Origin of the sequence: Pseudoalteromonas rhizosphaerae, assembly GCF_028885455.1 — a bacterium.
GTDB classification, from domain to species: domain Bacteria; phylum Pseudomonadota; class Gammaproteobacteria; order Enterobacterales; family Alteromonadaceae; genus Pseudoalteromonas; species Pseudoalteromonas rhizosphaerae.
Window position 1 is genome coordinate 1,299,662 of the sequence record NZ_CP118496.1, and the last position, 16,984, is coordinate 1,316,645.

General features: G+C 40.2%; 10 protein-coding genes and 1 pseudogene. 7 read left to right on the forward strand and 4 right to left on the reverse strand.

The features are described 5' to 3' along the window. On the reverse strand, positions 1-879 hold the full coding sequence (locus PVK79_RS05535) for a LysR family transcriptional regulator (protein WP_145237498.1): 879 nt from the start codon (positions 877-879) through the stop codon (positions 1-3). Positions 880-990: 111 nt separating this feature from the next. On the opposite strand from PVK79_RS05535, the gene PVK79_RS05540 reads away from it, so the two are divergent. Next, on the forward strand, positions 991-1,959 hold the full coding sequence (locus PVK79_RS05540; protein ID WP_182731060.1) for a TDT family transporter: 969 nt from the start codon (positions 991-993) through the stop codon (positions 1,957-1,959). A gap of 64 nt (positions 1,960-2,023) precedes the next feature. Here the strand turns inward: PVK79_RS05540 and PVK79_RS05545 are convergent, their stop codons facing one another. From PVK79_RS05545 to PVK79_RS05555, 3 genes are all read right to left on the reverse strand, one after another. Further along, positions 2,024-2,881, reverse strand: a complete 858-nt coding sequence (locus PVK79_RS05545; RefSeq protein WP_145237492.1) for an AraC family transcriptional regulator — start codon at positions 2,879-2,881, stop codon at positions 2,024-2,026. Between the two features lie 128 nt (positions 2,882-3,009). Next, positions 3,010-4,410, reverse strand: coding sequence for a pre-peptidase C-terminal domain-containing protein (locus PVK79_RS05550; RefSeq protein ID WP_182734451.1), 1,401 nt, complete (start codon positions 4,408-4,410; stop codon positions 3,010-3,012). A 296-nt stretch (positions 4,411-4,706) separates the two neighbouring features. Then, the gene (locus PVK79_RS05555; protein WP_169020566.1) at positions 4,707-4,877 is read right to left on the reverse strand and encodes a DUF2986 domain-containing protein; all 171 of its coding nucleotides are present in this window, start codon (positions 4,875-4,877) and stop codon (positions 4,707-4,709) included. Between the two features lie 471 nt (positions 4,878-5,348). Here PVK79_RS05555 and PVK79_RS05560 point away from each other — a divergent pair. From PVK79_RS05560 to PVK79_RS05585, 6 genes and pseudogenes are all read left to right on the forward strand, one after another. Beyond that, positions 5,349-6,578: pseudogene (locus PVK79_RS05560) on the forward strand (methyl-accepting chemotaxis protein); the annotation flags it as partial. Positions 6,579-6,722: 144 nt separating this feature from the next. After that, positions 6,723-8,213 carry a dipeptidase gene (locus tag PVK79_RS05565; protein ID WP_257325468.1) on the forward strand — a complete coding sequence of 497 codons (1,491 nt, stop codon included), beginning with the start codon at positions 6,723-6,725 and terminating at the stop codon, positions 8,211-8,213. 217 nt (positions 8,214-8,430) lie between these two features. Further along, positions 8,431-9,054: a YqiJ family protein gene (locus PVK79_RS05570; protein WP_257325469.1), complete on the forward strand. Its 624-nt coding sequence runs from the start codon at positions 8,431-8,433 to the stop codon at positions 9,052-9,054. A gap of 62 nt (positions 9,055-9,116) precedes the next feature. Next, complete coding sequence (locus PVK79_RS05575) at positions 9,117-11,219, forward strand: SPFH domain-containing protein (RefSeq protein WP_257325470.1); 2,103 nt, start codon at positions 9,117-9,119, stop codon at positions 11,217-11,219. A gap of 81 nt (positions 11,220-11,300) precedes the next feature. Further along, complete coding sequence (locus tag PVK79_RS05580) at positions 11,301-16,622, forward strand: DNA repair ATPase (RefSeq protein ID WP_257325471.1); 5,322 nt, start codon at positions 11,301-11,303, stop codon at positions 16,620-16,622. A 28-nt stretch (positions 16,623-16,650) separates the two neighbouring features. After that, entirely contained in the window at positions 16,651-16,914 is a 264-nt protein-coding gene (locus PVK79_RS05585) for a biotin/lipoyl-containing protein (RefSeq protein WP_257325472.1), read from the forward strand. The last annotated feature ends 70 nt before the right edge of the window (positions 16,915-16,984 follow it).

A 16,984-nucleotide genomic window follows, 5' to 3' on the forward strand; every position in this document is an offset into this window, starting at 1 on the left:
TTACAGCTGATCACAAAAATCTATAAACTGCGTTAACAACGGATTTTTGTATTTGTCTTTATGCATCACCAACCAAAACTGCCTTTGCATGGGGTGGTTTAAGTTAAGCTGCGTAACGCGGCCATCTTGTAAAGCGTACTGTGCCGCGAGTGACGATAAACACCCCAGCCCTAACCCTTCAGCAACGCTGTTGATCAGTGCCTCTGTCGTGTTGAGTTCAAAACTTTGGCTCCAATTATCGATATGCGTAGCGAGGTTTTGTAAAAAGAATGAGCGTGAACCAGAGCCAGCTTCCCTTAATACCCATTCGCTGTTTGTTAAATCATTAAAACTAAGCTGTAATTTTGCAGCTAAAGGGTGGGATAGCGGTGCAATAATACACATAGAGTCTTGGCTAAACACGGTTGAGACTAAGTCGCTTTGCTGGGCTTGGCCTTCTATTAGTGCAATGTCGAGCTCAAAATCGCGCAGTTTTTGGCAAATAAGCTCAGAATTTGAAATAAAAACTTGCTGTGAATAATGCTGCTGTTGTTGGCGAAATCCACTGAGTATAAAGGGCAACACATGATTACCAATGGTATCGCTGGCACCTATTCTTAAGGTGCCGCTGGCTTTTGCTTGGGGCGAAAAAAGCGTATTAATATCATTTGCTCTGTGCAGTAATTCATCGGCCAAGGGCAGTAATTTTTGCCCTTCTTGATTTAAAATTAAGCGATGATTTACTCGGTCAAACAGTGGGTGACCTAACTGCTTTTCAAGCTCGCTAAGCGCCATACTGACTGCCGCTTTAGATAGATAAAGCCGCTCTGAGGCTGCGGTAAGTGTTGCATGCTGAGTAATACCTACAAACACTTTAAGTTGTTTAAGAGAAATATTCATGAGTTTTATGTTTAGTTTTTATGAACATGTGTTCTATATAATTAGATTTAACTAAACAAAATGCAAGGTTAAACTTCTGTATAAGATAAACAGTGAGTGTGGAGTATAAACATGTTTAATTATATAAAAGCCAAAGTAATAACCGCACCTACCCCAATGGGTGGATTAGCATTAGGCATAGCCAGCCTTGGTTGGGCTTGGGAAAACATGTTTAATGCAAATGGCGCAGCGCAATACACTGGGGCGGCAATTGCGAGCGTATTATTATTAATACTTGGCTTAAAATTTTTACTGCACCCGCAATTACTAAAAGCCGATTTAGCGCACCCTGTTGTAGGTAGCGTTGTGCCTACTTTTGCTATGGCAACGTTGGTGGTATCTAATTCGTTAGGGCACGTTAATCCATTAGCAGGGGATGTGCTTTGGGTAGGCGCATTTTTATTGCACTTAGGATTTTTATTGAGCTTTGTTATTCATCGTGTTCGTGAATTTAAAATTGAACACATGGTGCCAAGTTGGTTTGTACCACCTGTGGGTATTATTGTTGCCGATGTAGCGTTCTCGGGTAACCCAGCACTGTTGTTTTTAGCACAAGCAGCACTTTATTTTGGCATGTTAATGTACGCAGTTATGTTGCCGTTAATGATTTACCGGATAATATTTGCTGAGCAAATTCCTGATGCTGCACAGCCCACATTAGCTATATTAGCGGCGCCGGCAAGCTTATCGTTGGCGGGGTATTTCACTGTAGTGACCCAGCCGTCGCCAGTGATAATTGGGGGGTTATTTGGTATTGCCATACTAATGACATTAATTATTTATACGGCATTTTTTAAATTACTACGCCGCAGGTTTTGCCCTGGGTTTGCTGCATTTACCTTTCCCATGGTCATTGGTGCTACGGCGTTATTTAAACTCGCGGATTGGATGCTAACTATGAATGTTGATGTACAGTTTATAAACCAAATACATCATTTAGCGGTAGTTGAATTGCTAGTAGCAAGCGCTGTGGTTGGCTATGTAGCGATCCGTTATACGCATTATTTTAGTTCCTTGGCTTTAAACGGCTTGAGGGTGTGAAATTGTAATAGTTTGAATACAGAACGAAGAGGCAATAATGAGATTTTGCCTCTGCGGTTAATTATTATTTTAGCGGCAAGTAAATATCAGTTATTAAATCACACTCATCTACTTCATGAATGAGATTTAAGTAATGAAAGAAGCACGGAAAATCTCTAACTTCTTCAGCACTGTTTGGTAACCATTGACGATATAGATAATAAACAGTGTCGCTGATAGTGTCATGACTGCCAAAGTGCCTGACTAAAGCGCAGCGACCTGCCGGGATCTCACCATTTTTTACGCCGTATTGATTATCGCTAATTGGTTGCTTGACGCTGCCGGCGAAGTCAAAGCGAAAATCGTTGTCGTCAGTCACCGCAGGATCGCTATAAGGGATGCCATAAGTATCACTGGTTTTTACCGGTGATAAGCCTGACTCTTTTCGCCATTTAATAAACTGTGCGGCTGTTTCCATAAGCTTAGTGGCCGAACCGTTGTGGGTAAGCAACGCAACAGCTTGCGGTGCAAAGTGAACAATTTCTACTTTCATATTACTAACCTTTAATTCAGGTATTTTAAAGTCAAACTGCGCATGCCAATGTGGCCAGTTTGGTGTGCTTCTGAACTGAGTTGGGGATTGAGCAAAAACACGTTTGAAAGCACGACTAAAAGCTTCAGGACTTTCAAAACTTGCCTCTAATGCAATATCAATAATGCGTTTGTGATGCTCAAAAGCAAGCCGATAAGAGGCGCGCTTTAAGCGAGCAAATTGCGTGTACTTAGTAACGCTTACCCCCATTATTGAGATAAATAAACGATGAAAATGAAATTTAGAACAACAGGCAACGGCACTTAAACTATCTAATGTAAGTGGCTCATCAATATGGTGGTTTATATAATCACAGACATGATGGATGCGCTGTAGGTGCGTGTTTTTCATAGTTACTCGTTATACTTTTATTCAGAAGTGGCGTCAGTGTGACAAAGTAAGAGAATGCCTGCCTGATTGAAATTGCTCAAGTTGCTTTTTAAATAAAAAAGAGCCCAAAGGGCTCTTAACTGGGGGAATTAATAAGGATTGATAGGGGAGTAGAAGTTATTGTTATTACCATTAATGCTCACGTCTAGTTGCATACCATTATGAGCGTGGCTAACCACATTGTAATTATCACCAGGTAGTAGCTTTACTCTATTAATATTTTGATAGTTTACTGGGCTCCCACATTGCAATGTCACTCTTTGCGTATTAGCCGTTTCTTTAAAGATGTAAACTTCATTGCTGCCGTCAACAACACCTGTACCAGAGGCATCGATGAACAGTGAGGTTGCCTCACTGGCTGCAATAGAAAAATACTGATTGCTGTGATGGCCTAAAGACACGATGGCACGCCCCATTCTGTCACGTTCTTGGAAGTGTGTATCGGTTAAGCTGTTGTTTAATACAGGCACATCAATAAATCGACTGCTGAAGTTAAGTGTTTCGTGGCAAAAGTCAGTGACTACTTCATCTGATACTGCGCCAGCAACGCCATCTGGATCGTACACGCTGTTTGCCATTAATGCCATGCCTGCAGACGTTCCGCCAACGACACCGCCCTTATCAAAAACGTGTTGCACAGCGGTTTGTACTTTTGTACCTTGCCATTGATTAAGATAATCAGATTGGTCACCGCCTGCAATCCATACAAATTCGGCACTGCGGATAGCCCAGTCAACATAGTCATCATTCGCTTTGTTGCGAGTATCAATGATCAGTGTTTCTACTGAGTCGGCATTCATTAAGTTCAGTAAATAATCGTTATAAGCGTCAGTACCAGAGGTTCTAAGCACAACAACATCGGCACCGCTGCCAACATGGTTAGCAACGCGATTACTAAATGCTTGATCAACATCGCTGCCACCGCCCATAAGTAATACAGCACCTTGATCAGCTGTTAATGTGTTGCATGAATCAGCACTGCCACCTTGTAAATATGCTTGTAATGAACCTGGCTTTGCAGGGCGAGAGCTATAGCCACAATCACCGCTGCCACTTCCGCCACCGGTGTTACTACCTTCACCAAAATTGACCGTTAAATCGTACCAACCTGTACCGGAGTAACGCGTTACTTTTACATAATAAGTACCCGTTGATTGTGCACTATAACTGCCTGTTTCTGGTACATTGCTAGTTGCCCCTTCGGCAACAGCAGATCCTGTTTCTTGGTATAATGCCCAGTCAAAATCATCGTTAGTGTTGTGCTCAAGGCTGACCTCAATAGGCCCGACTTGAGTTACTTCAAAGCTAAACCAATCAGTATCATTGCGGCTCAACGAGCCTGCAACGGTGGTATTACTACAAAGTTGGGTATTTGCATTGCTTTCAGTGTCGTTTGATTCAACTTCGTTTGTTAAGCAAGCATTGCTTGCAAACGAAAAAAACATGCACGCGGCTAGTGATCCATTAAGAATTGAGAGTTTTCTTTTCATTATTGTTACCTGAATTTTAATTACATAGAAGCCTTCCTACTGCGAGGCATTATTGCTTTTAAATTATTCAGGTTTTTTTATTCGTCGAACCATTCACTTAAATGATAGTTGACAGAACATTCTTGAGGAGCACTAGGAGCGATAATAAATAATTTGTTCATTTATGCCTCCTAAGTGATTATTGGTGTGTTTCAGCATTGTTGCTGAATATTCAATATTACAGTTAGATGTGCAATTTGCAACTATTTATTAACTTTTATTTCACTTCGTCTCAAGCTTTTGTTTTTATTGATTTATCAACACGCTTCATCGTTTAAAGTGTCTATTTGCTGTTCTTGAGCGAGTAGTGCCAATCTTTCACGTTCAGCTTTAGACACATAAGCAGGCTTATTACTTTTATGTAATTTTGCATTTGCGCGCTTATCTTTGTTATTAAACTTTGTAACGATTTTCTTTCTGCGATTCATGATCGACCCCATAATTTTAAGATGCGCATTATACTTCGTTGTATGCAAATATGACTAATAAATTTATAAAATGTTTGTTATGTGGGCATTTTAAATGCTCTAACACATTAAAAATTTAGTTGCTCAAAAGTAACAAGATTTACTGATAGCTCATTTATTTTAGAAACTCAACTATCCCTATAATATTATCGTTTATATCTCCTGCGTTTTCTGTAATACCCCTTACTAATTTGATGACTAATCTTGCTCTTTTTAAAATTCTCAACTATTAGATATTATTGATTTTTGTTACTAAATGGTAGTGAATAGTAGTCACAATTAAAGTGTGGCTGTTAAAGAGTAGTGTTGTTAATTCTATGATTTAAATAGCTAATAAGAATGATACAGTCAAAGGATAAAATGATGTTTTTTAAGTCAAAGAATGCTGTTTTAGATAAACATAAACAAACTGACCCAATGACCTCTCAGGCTCAAAAAGAGCTAAATGCAATTAAATCTAATATAGCTTTTATTAGTTTTACAGTGGATGGCATCATTGTTGATGCTAATAAACATTTTTTAGATGTAATGGGGTTTAAGCTTAGTGAGATTGTTGGCCAACATCATAAAATATTTTGTGATTCAGACTATGTAAATTCTGAGGACTATCGCCATTTCTGGCAAGATTTAAGTGCGGGTAAATCATTTGGTGGTACTTTTTTACGTTTTACAAAAACTAAGGTTCCTATTTATTTAGAAGCAAATTATTTTCCAGTTGTAGAAGATGATGGCAGCGTAAGTAAAGTTATTAAAATTGCCAATGACATCACGACTATAAATAATGTGTTGAAGAACAAAGATGCAATTCTTAATGCGCTAGATCTATCGTTAGCAGTCATTGAGTTTGATACACAAGGAAATATTTTAGATGCTAATGAAAACTTTTTATCAACCGTTCATTATTCACTTGAAGAAGTAAAAGGAAAACATCATAAAATATTTTGTGATAAAGAGTTTTATCTTAAAAATCCAGAGTTTTGGCAGAGCCTTAGTAAGGGACGATTTAATTCAGGTCGTTTTAAGAGATTTAGCAAAGATGGTCGCATTTTGTGGCTTGAGGCAACTTACAATCCAATCTTTGATGAAAACGGTAAGGTATATAAAGTTATTAAGTTTGCATCAGACATAACAGAGCGCGTTAACTTAGCATTTAACACGATTGATCAAGCTGCGACTATTTCAGAGGAAACCAGTCAAGTAACTTCCAATGCAGTAAATATTTTAGGCTTAGCTGTTGAAACATCAAAAAACATTGCTGAACGAGTTAATAATGCAACGGCAACAGGGAAAGAGCTTAAAATACAGTCTAAAAGTATAGTTGATATTGTGGTTACTATTCGAACTATTGCAGATCAAACAAACTTACTTGCACTTAATGCTGCAATTGAAGCTGCTCGAGCTGGTGAAGCTGGACGTGGCTTTGCTGTCGTTGCTGATGAGGTGCGCACACTTGCAAGTAATACCGCAGAATCGACCGCAGAGATAGGCCGTGTCGTTGAGCAAACTCAAGCGTTGATAAGTCAAATGGATGAACTATTAGGATCTGTCGCTGGTATTGCAAACGAAGGGCAAGAAAGTATTTTAGAAGTATCTCAAGGGTTAAGTGAAATTACGCAAGGGGTTAAACGTTTTGTTGAAATGGTTGATCAGATGAAACCTTAAGTTTCTTACAGCCTATTATTTACCTAGCTGCTTTGCTCTATGTTTTATTAATAATAAGTTGTCGGTCTATCGCAAAGCATTGTTCGTTATTAAGCCAGAGCGTTATAATTGTGATTCTTAGTTGTTAATTGAATGGGACTTGTTTTGAAAAAATTAGCTTTAGCTAGTATCGCTTTATTGGCCTTTAACGCACATGCAAAATTAAATAAGATTAATGACAGCGTTGCTGATTATGCTGTAAATACCTACCAAAGTGCGCAAATTCATACCTTAGCTAATTTAGTATCATTCCCGACGGTTAATAAAGACGGCATCAATACTCCTGATAATCCAGACTTTATTGGCTTTAAAGCTTTGTTAAAAATGAAAGCTGCTGAACTTGGTTTTGATTACCAAGATTTAGGTTACACAGTCTTAATTGGTATGGGTCAACAAACAGATAAAGTAACCATAGTAACCCATGGCGATGTGCAACCTGCCAACGCAAGTAAGTGGAAAAAAAGCCCGTTTGAAATAGATAGTACCTCAGAGCCAGGTAAATTAATTGCGCGTGGAACAGAAGATGATAAAGGTGCTATCGCAACCGCTTTATATGCAATGAAAGCTATAAAAGATCAAAAGATCACACTTAATAATCGTATTGAGTTGATGATTTACTTAGCTGAAGAATCTGATTGGGGTCCGCTTGAAGAGTTTATGAAAAGCTATCAGCAGCCTAAATATGCGGTTACTATTGATGCGTCATACCCGGTGGTTGTCGCGGAAAAAGGTTGGAGCTTAATTGCACCAACGTTTAATGCTACCTCAGCACAAACAGGAGTGTATGTAAGTGAACTTACTGGCGGCGCTTTTAAAAGCCAAATACCAGAAGATGCGAGTGTGGTGTTACATAACGCCGATACTGCGTTAGTCAGCAAACTTAAACATGCAGCGAGTGCGCTTAACGCTGTGGAATTTAACTTTAGCGAGCAAGCTGATGGTGTTGTTATCAGCGTAAAAGGGTTGTCTGCTCATTCATCAGAGCCAGAATCTGGGGTTAACGCCATTGCTTACTTAGCAGAAGTTTTTAAAGGTGTTGAGCTTGAGAATAACAGTGATGGCCAAGTAATTGCGTTTATTAATCAGCTAATTGGTCTTGATATACATGGCAAACAGTTTGGTGATATTGCTTATAAACATGACTTTATGGGACCTATGACAGTAGCACCAACGCTTATTGAACGTAATGGTAATGAACTCACACTCGCTGTGAATTTACGTCGCCCAATGGGTAAAGATGAAGCGGTATTGCGTACGCAAATTGATACCGCACTGAGTAATTGGCAAGTGAGAAATAACGTAAAGTTATCTGGTGTTGATGTGGTGATTGGCACGCCAATGTTGCTCGACAGCGCACCTCATGCACAAGCATTGTTAGATATTTTTAAACATTTTACCGGTGATCAAGAGGCTGGGTTTGTATCTATTGGTGGTGGCACCAATGCCAAGTTATTTGATAATGCGGTATCGTTTGGGCCATCAATGCCAGGCAAGCGCTACACCGGTCACTCAGAGCATGAGTTTATTACAGTTGAACAACTTAAGCTCAATCTTAAAATGTATACAGCAATGATGATAAAGCTGGGTAATATGTAACTTAGGTCGTCATACACACAAAGTAAAACGCCGCTAAATTGCGGCGTTTTTTTACTTCTAAGTCGTTAATTAAGCTAAGTTAACGTTTCAAAGTAGTCGTTCATTTACAATTTTTTATATTAACAACGTTGATTTTCCATAAAACACTTAACATTTACGCGACTAAATGATAAAAAGTTTTATCGCCTACTGCGTTTAAAATAAATGGATAGTTGTAATGATGGAATTTTTAAACTTAGCGCTTACTTTCCCCACCGTTATTTTTTCAGCCCTGTTGTTAGTTGTGATGTTGTTTTGGCTAATAACCCTTATTGGCTTTGCTGATATTGACATGTTTGAATCAGATCTAGAAATTGAAGCCGATGCGTCGCAAAGCTCAGGCTTGAGTTCATGGTTTAGCATGGGGTTTGGTGGCATCCCAATTACTGTATCTATTAGTCTCGTAGTGATGAGTAGCTGGTTGATCAGCATCTATGCCCATAAGTTTTTTGCCTACCTGTTAGGCGATGGTATGTGGTTTTATATTTTTGGCGTGCTAATGCTGGGCGTTTGTTTGCTGATTGCTATGCCAATTGCGGCCATTATTTCTCGGCCATTACAGCGCTTTTTTAGCAGCGCACAAACCTCGCAAAGTTCAGATTTACTGGGTTTAGAATGTGTTGTTGTTACTGGCAAAGTAACTAATACATTTGGCCAAGCACGGGTTAAATTTCAAGGTACTGAGCAGTTACTTGAAGTTAGAGCTGAAAATGACGAGCAATTTACATCAGGTGACACAGCGGTGTTGCTTGAACACCTCAAAGAGCAACACTGTTACATTATTACCGCCAAACCTTGGTAATACCCTAGTTTATTTAGGGGTAAGTAACACATAATAAATCGATAATCACGTTAGGACATAACATGGAATTTTTAGATAATCTCATACCTATATTGACATTTGTAGGTATAGCAATCGCTGTTATTTTTGCTATTTTGCTAATTATCGGCAAGTTTTATCGCAAGGTAGAGCAAGGCCAAGCACTGATCATTAATAAAATGAAGAACGAGCCCGATGTCACCACTACGGGCGGAATTGTTTATCCTGTGATCCATAAAATGGAAGTGATGGACATTTCAACCAAGCGCATGGTGCTTGAGCGTAAAGATAAAGGCGGTTTGATCTGTAAAGATAATATTCGCGCCGATATCGCCATTACTTTTTATATTCGTGTTAACGAAAACAAAGAAGATATTTTACGCGTTGCTAAGCAAGTCGGTTGCGCCCGTGCATCAGAGCACGCCACATTGCAAGAATTGTTTGAAGCGAAATTCTCAGAAGCACTTAAAACTGTTGGTAAGCGAATGGATTTTGTTGAGTTATTTACTCACCGAAATGAATTTCGCGATAATATTAAAGAAGTGATTGGCCAAGATTTATCGGGTTATTCACTTGAAGATGTTGCTATTGATTACCTTGAACAAACGTCAATTGATAAGCTCGATCCGCAAAATATTCTCGATGCCGAAGGTATTCGCCGCATCACTGAAATGACAGTAGTACAAAATGTATCTACCAATCAATTGAAGTGTGATGAACGCGCTAAAATTGAGATCCAAAATCAAGAAGCCACCGAAAAGTCACTGGAAATTGAGCGTCAAAAGCAAGATGCCATGTCACGTCAAGTGCGCGAAATTGAAACCGTGAAAGCCCGCGAATATGCCGAAGCTGAAAAAGTACGCCAAGAAGAGCGCTTAAAATCAGAGCAAGCCCGCATTCAAACAGAAGAAGCGATTGGCATTAGCGAGCAAAATAAGCAACGTGAGCTTGATATTGCCGAACAAAACCGATTACGCGTTTTGGGTATTGAAGAAGAGAAAGTTGCTCGTTCACGTGAAATTGAAGTGATCGAACGTGAAAGAGAAACCGAAATCCTGCGCATCAATAAAGAAAAAGCACTGGAAGTAGAACGTAAAGAAATTGCCGATGTAGTGCGTGATCGCGTGATTGTTGAAAAATCAGTGGCTGAAGAAGAAGAGCGCATTAAAGATGTGAAGGTACTCGCAGGTGCAGAACGCGAGAAGAGTGCGATGATCATTCGTGCCAAAGCCGAAGCCGAACAGTCATTAGTAAAAGATATCGAAGCTGCAAAAGCGCAAGAGCAAGCCGCAGAATATAAAGCTCGTGAGCTTGAAACAATGGCCAATGCAGAGCTTAGAATTGCTAATCAACAAGCTGAGTCGAAAAAGATTTTGGCGCATGCGCAACAAGTTGAAACAGCTGCTAAAGGGCTTGCTGAAGCAGATGTTATTAAAGCGAAGGCGCAAGCAAATGCAATTCAAGGTGAAACTGATGCTAAAGTAATGCGTCAAAAACTTGAAGCTGAAGCACAAGGTAATCGTGAAATTGGTTTATCTCAGGCGCAAGTACAAACAGCCATGGCTGATGCGAATGAGAAACAAGGTGAAGTGGAAGCGATTAACCTAGAGCGTAAGATGCGCGCCGAAGCAAAAGGCCTTGAAGAGAAGCTACAAGCCTTGAACGCAATGGATCAAGATGCTCGCGATTACGAAAGCTTTACGCTGCAGCTTAACCAGCAAAAAGAGCTCGTATTGGCAAAAATTTCGGCCAGCAAAGACATTGCTGAGCACCAAGCACATATTATGGCGAAAGCCTTAGGTAATGCTGATATTAATATTATGGGCGGCGATGGTCAGTTCTTTAATCAATTTATGAGTGCAATTAGTTTAGGTAAATCAATTGATGGCTTAGTTGATGAAAGTAAAACCGTACAAACCGTATTTAAAGATCACTTAAATGGTGATCGTAATTTAATTGAAGACCTAAAAGGGGTGTTAGCTGGGGCGAATGGCTCAGCCGAAACACTTAAAAACTTCAACATGAGTAAGTTATTAAAGCAGTTAAGTAATACCTCTGCGGCTGAAAAAAGCCAATTACTAAGCATGTTAGGCGGTAACTTAGGTGGTGGGTTAGATGAGAAAATTAAACTAGATCCAAAAGACTAGCTTAATTTCTAAGTTCTCTCGTTGTAGCCGCAATAGTTTAACTATTGCGGCTAACTTCTATTAAATTTCAGGATAGGTTTCATGACGGACGCAACTCAACAAGCGCTAGAACAAGGCTCGTACGATTTAATTAAACGCCGCTTAAATAATTTTGGTGCTAGTTTAAAAACGCAAATAGATGATGTAAATACACAGCGTATTAACGAGTTTGGTAGCACTGATCTACAAGTAAAAGGGCGTGTTCGCGTTCGTACGGAGCAAAATTGTACCCCGCGCGATATCGTGATTATTGGCGATAAAGTTATCTTTGCTTACAACGTATTTTTGGGATTAAAAAAAGAAACCGCAATCAGTGATGTATTTAGTGTACAAAAGTTGGTGGAGCAAGACGACCATTACGAAATTGAGCCTTACCCAGAGACAACGCGTTTTTTAACCGATAGTCGTTTTATTCGTGATTTTGAAGAACTGTATACCTACTACAAACAAACCAGCCTACAGCATTTATATCAACAAAATGGCAAGCTATTTGCTCTATTCCAAATCGGTGACAAGTTATCGGATGTGCGGGTTTTTCGCTGGGAAATTCACCCAGACAACACCATTAATTATATCGATAACCGCGGTGAGCGTGATATTCAACACGCACATGACTATGATTTTGAATGGCTCAAAACTGACCGAAGTAACCACATAGAAGGGCGCCACGCTCATATCAACATCGCGGACCAAGTGTTTGTTGAAACCATTGGCGGTTCACTGACCATTAAAATAGAAAACAGCACTGACACCGGTGAAGGGATTTATCAAGAAGCTGTTGATGATAAAAACCAATCCCTTGCTGACAGCGAAGTTGAGTACGCGCTGGTAGGCGACTTAGTGCTGCTAAAAATTCTCCCATACCGTGAAAAAACATGGCGTTACTTTATTTATAACACCCGCACTCAGCAGGTCATGCGCCAAGATGCAATCGGCAGTGCATGTGTTACTTTACCTGAAGATCACGGCATTATTTTCCCTGGCGGTTACTACTTACAATCAGGGCAAGCACGCTCGTTTGAAGAGCAAATAGAAGATTTAGAATTTCACCGACATATAAAGTCACCAAACGGCGAAGATGTTTTATACGTGTTTTACGAGCCAAGTGAAGGCCGTTACGCGCTATTTGCCTATAATATTATTGATAAAAACCTGCAAAATCCAATTTATTGTCACGGTTATGCTATTTACAACGATGGTATAACGCTGACTTTTAAAGCCGATAAAGACCAAGCGGAGCGAGTACACCCGATTCAAATTTGGCAAAGCCCGTTTGTATCGGCTGAATTTGCAGCCAATGCGCCGCCACTTACTAGCTTTTTTGGTAAAATAGGTAACCCCGATTTAGTTCGCGGTATTTCTGATTTATACAGTGTCTGTAAAGCCATTAGCGAGCAAAGCCCGACTTTATTTCATTACGAAGATTTAATTGCCCTTAGCCGGAATATCTTTGACCGTTACCATTGGCTTAACGAAAGCGAATTTGCGAAAATCGCACAAAACCTACACAGCATCAATGAAACCGCTGAGCAAGTGCTTGATGAGTTTGAAAAAGTCACCGAGATTCAAAACAAAGCCAAGCAAGCCTTGGTGGATATTAATAAGCAATACACTGATGTAACCCGAGAAGTACGTCCTGATAGCTTTAAAGTCGCACCGCAATTTGTGCAAGGTATTGATGCATTAAAAATGCTCAAAGGGCAAGTAATAAGCCTTGAAGATATTAAATATATAGATATTGCTGCACTGAATAACTTACAAAGTGAAATTGATACACGGCTGGTGGAAGTAAGCCAAGCAACTGCCGCGTTTTTACAACAAGACAGCGCGCTGGCGCCGTACCACGAAAAACTTAAAGAGCTTGAAGAGCTAAGCAGTAAAAGCGAAAGCGTTAGCGAGCTGAAGACCTATATCGCACAGTTAGATGCGCAAAGTGTAGAGCTGGATTTACTTAACCACACTATGCTTGATTTAGACATCGACGACAGCCGTGTGCGCACGCAAATCCTCGAAGATATCAGTGCTGTTTATGCGTTGGTTAATCGTGCTAAAGCGAGCATTGAAATCCGTCAAAAGAGCCTTGGCAGTGTTGAAGCTAAAGCTGAATTTGCCGCACGCTTTAAGCTTTTTTCGCAAAGTATTACCAACGCACTAAATAATGCTAAAACCCCAGAGGCGTGTGACGAGCAACTTTCACGTTTGCTTATTCAGCTTGAAGAGCTGGAATCGCAATTTAGTGATTTTGACGAATACCTGACAGAGATCATTGCCAAACGTGATGACGTATACGAAAGCTTTGAAGCGCATAAACAAAGCTTAATTGATACCCGTCAGCGCCGCGCATTGAATTTAGCCAATGCCGCCGAGCGTATATTGCAAGGCGTTAACCGCCGTGCGCAAAGCTTTACTGAGCTTGATGCATTAAATACTTATTTTGCCGCTGATCCTATGATCAGCAAGCTTCGTGCATTGACTAGTGAGCTTAAAGAGTTAGGCGATGAAATTCGTGCCGATGATATCCAATCAAAGCTAAAAGCCAGTAAAGATCAGGGCATACGTTCGTTACGTGATAAACAAGATATTTTCACTGACGGCGGCAATACAGTCAGTATTGGTAAGCACGCTTTTAGTGTTAATAAGCAATTACTCGATTTAACCTTATTGCCGCGTGACGAGCAGCTGATGCTGCACTTAACGGGTACTGATTATTTTGAGCCAATAACAGATGAGAAAAGCTTACAAACGTTACAGCAAAGCCGTCATTTGTGGCAACAAACATTAGTTTCTGAAAGTGAGGTGGTTTATCGTGGTGAGTATTTAGCTGCACAAATATTACTCGCTTGTGAAAACAGTGAGCATTCGCTGACTTTTGCACAATTAGAGCAGGCACAACGAGATAAACAATTATTGCAGCTGGTGCAAAAATTTGCTGAACCGCGCTATCAAGAAGGCTATGAAAAAGGCATTCATGACCACGATGCATGGGCAATTATTGACACCTTATTGACGCAAAAAAATAGTCTGGATTTACTTATTTATCCAGCTAGTTGTCGTATTATTGCGCAGTTATTTAGTGCGCAATTGTCATCTGCACAACTGAACGAATATTTCCATCAAGCGAGCAATGCTATTTTGATGGATAAACACTTTGCTGCGACCAGTTTTATCAGCACGTTAACCGCGCAGTTAAGTGAACAGATCAATGTCTTTTTAACTCAAGTTAGCAAATTATCTGCACGTTTTGCTGATTTATCCAGTGACTTGGCCGCAGCTTATTTAGTGCAACAATTAGCGCAACAAAAAACGGCAGAGCAACAGCTATTTATCGTTTCTCAACAAGCTAAAAATTTAGCTGAACAGTTTAGCAGTGACGCTAAAGCCAAAGGTTATAGCAACGAGCTTGCTCAGGCCTGTGAAAACGTAAAGCAAACCGATGAGCGGGCATTATTATTTTTAAGTTGGCTTAATGCGTACTGTATGCAAAATCCTAAAGTGTCGGCGATGGTGCAGGCGGAAGCGGCTAACTACTTGCATCTCAGTGCCACCACAACATTAAAATACACTGTGTTGGACGTCACCCCAAACACCCAAGTTGAGCGTTTAATGGGGCAACATAAACGCGTGCAAGAGCAAACTTTACATGTTGATTATGCAGAGTTTTATGCCAGAACTCGTAAATACATCACTGAGCAAGTACCGGCTTTTGAGCAGTATCATGCACTGCGCAGTGATATTTTAGCGGCGCAAAAAGAGCGTCTGCAACTTGATGAATTTAAAGCCAGGCCACTTAGCTCGTTTGTACGTAATCAGCTGATCAATAAAGTGTACTTCCCAATTATTGGTGATAACTTAGCAAAACAAATTGGCTCAGCAGGTAAAAACAAACGCACTGATTTAATGGGCATGCTATTACTTATCTCGCCGCCAGGTTACGGTAAAACCACCTTAGTTGAATACGTTGCTAACCGTTTAGGGCTGACTTTTGTAAAAGTAAATTGCCCGTCGATAGGGCACGATCAGGTGTCACTCGATCCTGCTCAAGCCATTAATGCTACTGCTGAAAAAGAGATTGCAAAAATCAATCAGAGCTTTGAAATGGGCAATAACGTGATGCTGTATTTAGATGATATTCAGCATACTAACCCTGAGTTTTTACAAAAGTTTATTTCTTTGTGTGATGGCTCAAGACGTATTGACGGGGTGTGGAACGGTAAAAGTAAAACCTATGATTTACGCGGTAAAAAGTTTGCCGTAGTGATGGCAGGTAACCCGTATACAGAATCTGGTGAGAGCTTTAAAATTCCTGATATGTTGGCAAACCGCGCCGATATTTATAATCTTGGCGATACCTTAGCCGGGTGTGAGCAAGAGTTTGCCATGAGCTTTATAGAAAATGCGCTAACATCTAATGCAGTATTAGCGCCATTGGCTAACCGCAACATGGAAGATTTATATAAGTTAGTGCGGATGTGTCAAGGCGAAGACATTTCATTAAATGAGCTTGAACACGGCTATTCACAAGCGGAAGTTAACGAAATTAAAGCGGTACTGATGCGACTAATCACTATTCGTAATACCGTACTAAAAGTGAACGCACAGTATATTGCCTCAGCCGCGCAAGATAATAATTACCGCACAGAGCCGCCATTTAAATTGCAAGGCAGCTACCGTAATATGAATAAAATGGCAGAAAAAGTCGTTGCTGCCATGAATGACGAAGAGCTAGAAAACTTGATTTGTGACCATTATCGTGGTGAAGCGCAAACACTCAGTAAAGGCTCTGAAGAGAACTTACTTAAACTCGGTGAACTGCGTGGCACCTTAAGCGCAGAACAGCAGCAGCGCTTTAGTCAAATTAAAGGTGACTTTGTACGTTTAAATAAACTTGATGGCGCCGGCAGTCCGGTGATGATGGCGGTGGAGCAAATGGGTTATTTGCATCAATCACTGGAAGAGATTGCCGGTAAACTTAGTAAAAACAACCTAAGCCACGATTACAGCCAGTTATTGCAAAGTGTTGGTGTGAATATTCAAGGTTTAGATAATAAACAAGCAATTAGTAGCATAGCGCAATCGCTTGATAATGGTTTTGTGCAAACGCCTTATATGGCAAGTTTAGAGCAATTAAGCCGTGCTATAGCTGGTAATAACTGTCAGCCACACTTGCAGGCGTTAATTGAGCAACTTGCAGCCCTTGATAATAAAGAGGCTGTGAATGCGCTAACTGCAGCGGTTACCAGTAACAATAACCAAACGTCATTTACTGAGCTTGTTAATGCAATTAACCAACAAACTCAAGGTATCAATAATAACAATGTGCAGGCTCAGTTTGAAAAATTGATTGCTGCATGGGGCGCGAAATAGCATTTAAATTAACCACAAAGGAAGCAATATGGATATCAAAGTACCTGAACTACAAGGAATGATGGGTAAGGCTACGATTTCGGCAATTTACGTTAATGAGGGGGATGCCGTAGTACGAGACCAAACTTTATTTGATGTTGATTTTGATAAAGTGGTGTTGGAAGTGGTTGCTACCACTGCCGGGGTTGTTCATAGCTTTAGTGCCAAGCAAGGAGATTTAGCTATATCAGAGCAAGTGGTGATGCAACTGAGAGAAAAAGTCGCTGGTGAGCAAACAACATCAGAACAATGACTCTTACAGTTGAACTCGTCGAGCAGGATTAACTGCTCGGCGTGTTTATTGATGTTTGAAAAACTAATTA

What these genes read in the sequence shown, in the direction of transcription:
- PVK79_RS05535 (WP_145237498.1), bottom strand. Translation starts at nt 879, where the DNA reads ATGAATATTTCTCTTAAACAACTTAAAGTGTTTGTAGGTATTACTCAG.
- PVK79_RS05540 (WP_182731060.1), top strand. Translation starts at nt 991, where the DNA reads ATGTTTAATTATATAAAAGCCAAAGTAATAACCGCACCTACCCCAATG.
- PVK79_RS05545 (WP_145237492.1), bottom strand. Translation starts at nt 2,881, where the DNA reads ATGAAAAACACGCACCTACAGCGCATCCATCATGTCTGTGATTATATA.
- PVK79_RS05550 (WP_182734451.1), bottom strand. Translation starts at nt 4,410, where the DNA reads ATGAAAAGAAAACTCTCAATTCTTAATGGATCACTAGCCGCGTGCATG.
- PVK79_RS05555 (WP_169020566.1), bottom strand. Translation starts at nt 4,877, where the DNA reads ATGAATCGCAGAAAGAAAATCGTTACAAAGTTTAATAACAAAGATAAG.
- PVK79_RS05570 (WP_257325469.1), top strand. Translation starts at nt 8,431, where the DNA reads ATGATGGAATTTTTAAACTTAGCGCTTACTTTCCCCACCGTTATTTTT.
- PVK79_RS05575 (WP_257325470.1), top strand. Translation starts at nt 9,117, where the DNA reads ATGGAATTTTTAGATAATCTCATACCTATATTGACATTTGTAGGTATA.
- PVK79_RS05580 (WP_257325471.1), top strand. Translation starts at nt 11,301, where the DNA reads ATGACGGACGCAACTCAACAAGCGCTAGAACAAGGCTCGTACGATTTA.
- PVK79_RS05585 (WP_257325472.1), top strand. Translation starts at nt 16,651, where the DNA reads ATGGATATCAAAGTACCTGAACTACAAGGAATGATGGGTAAGGCTACG.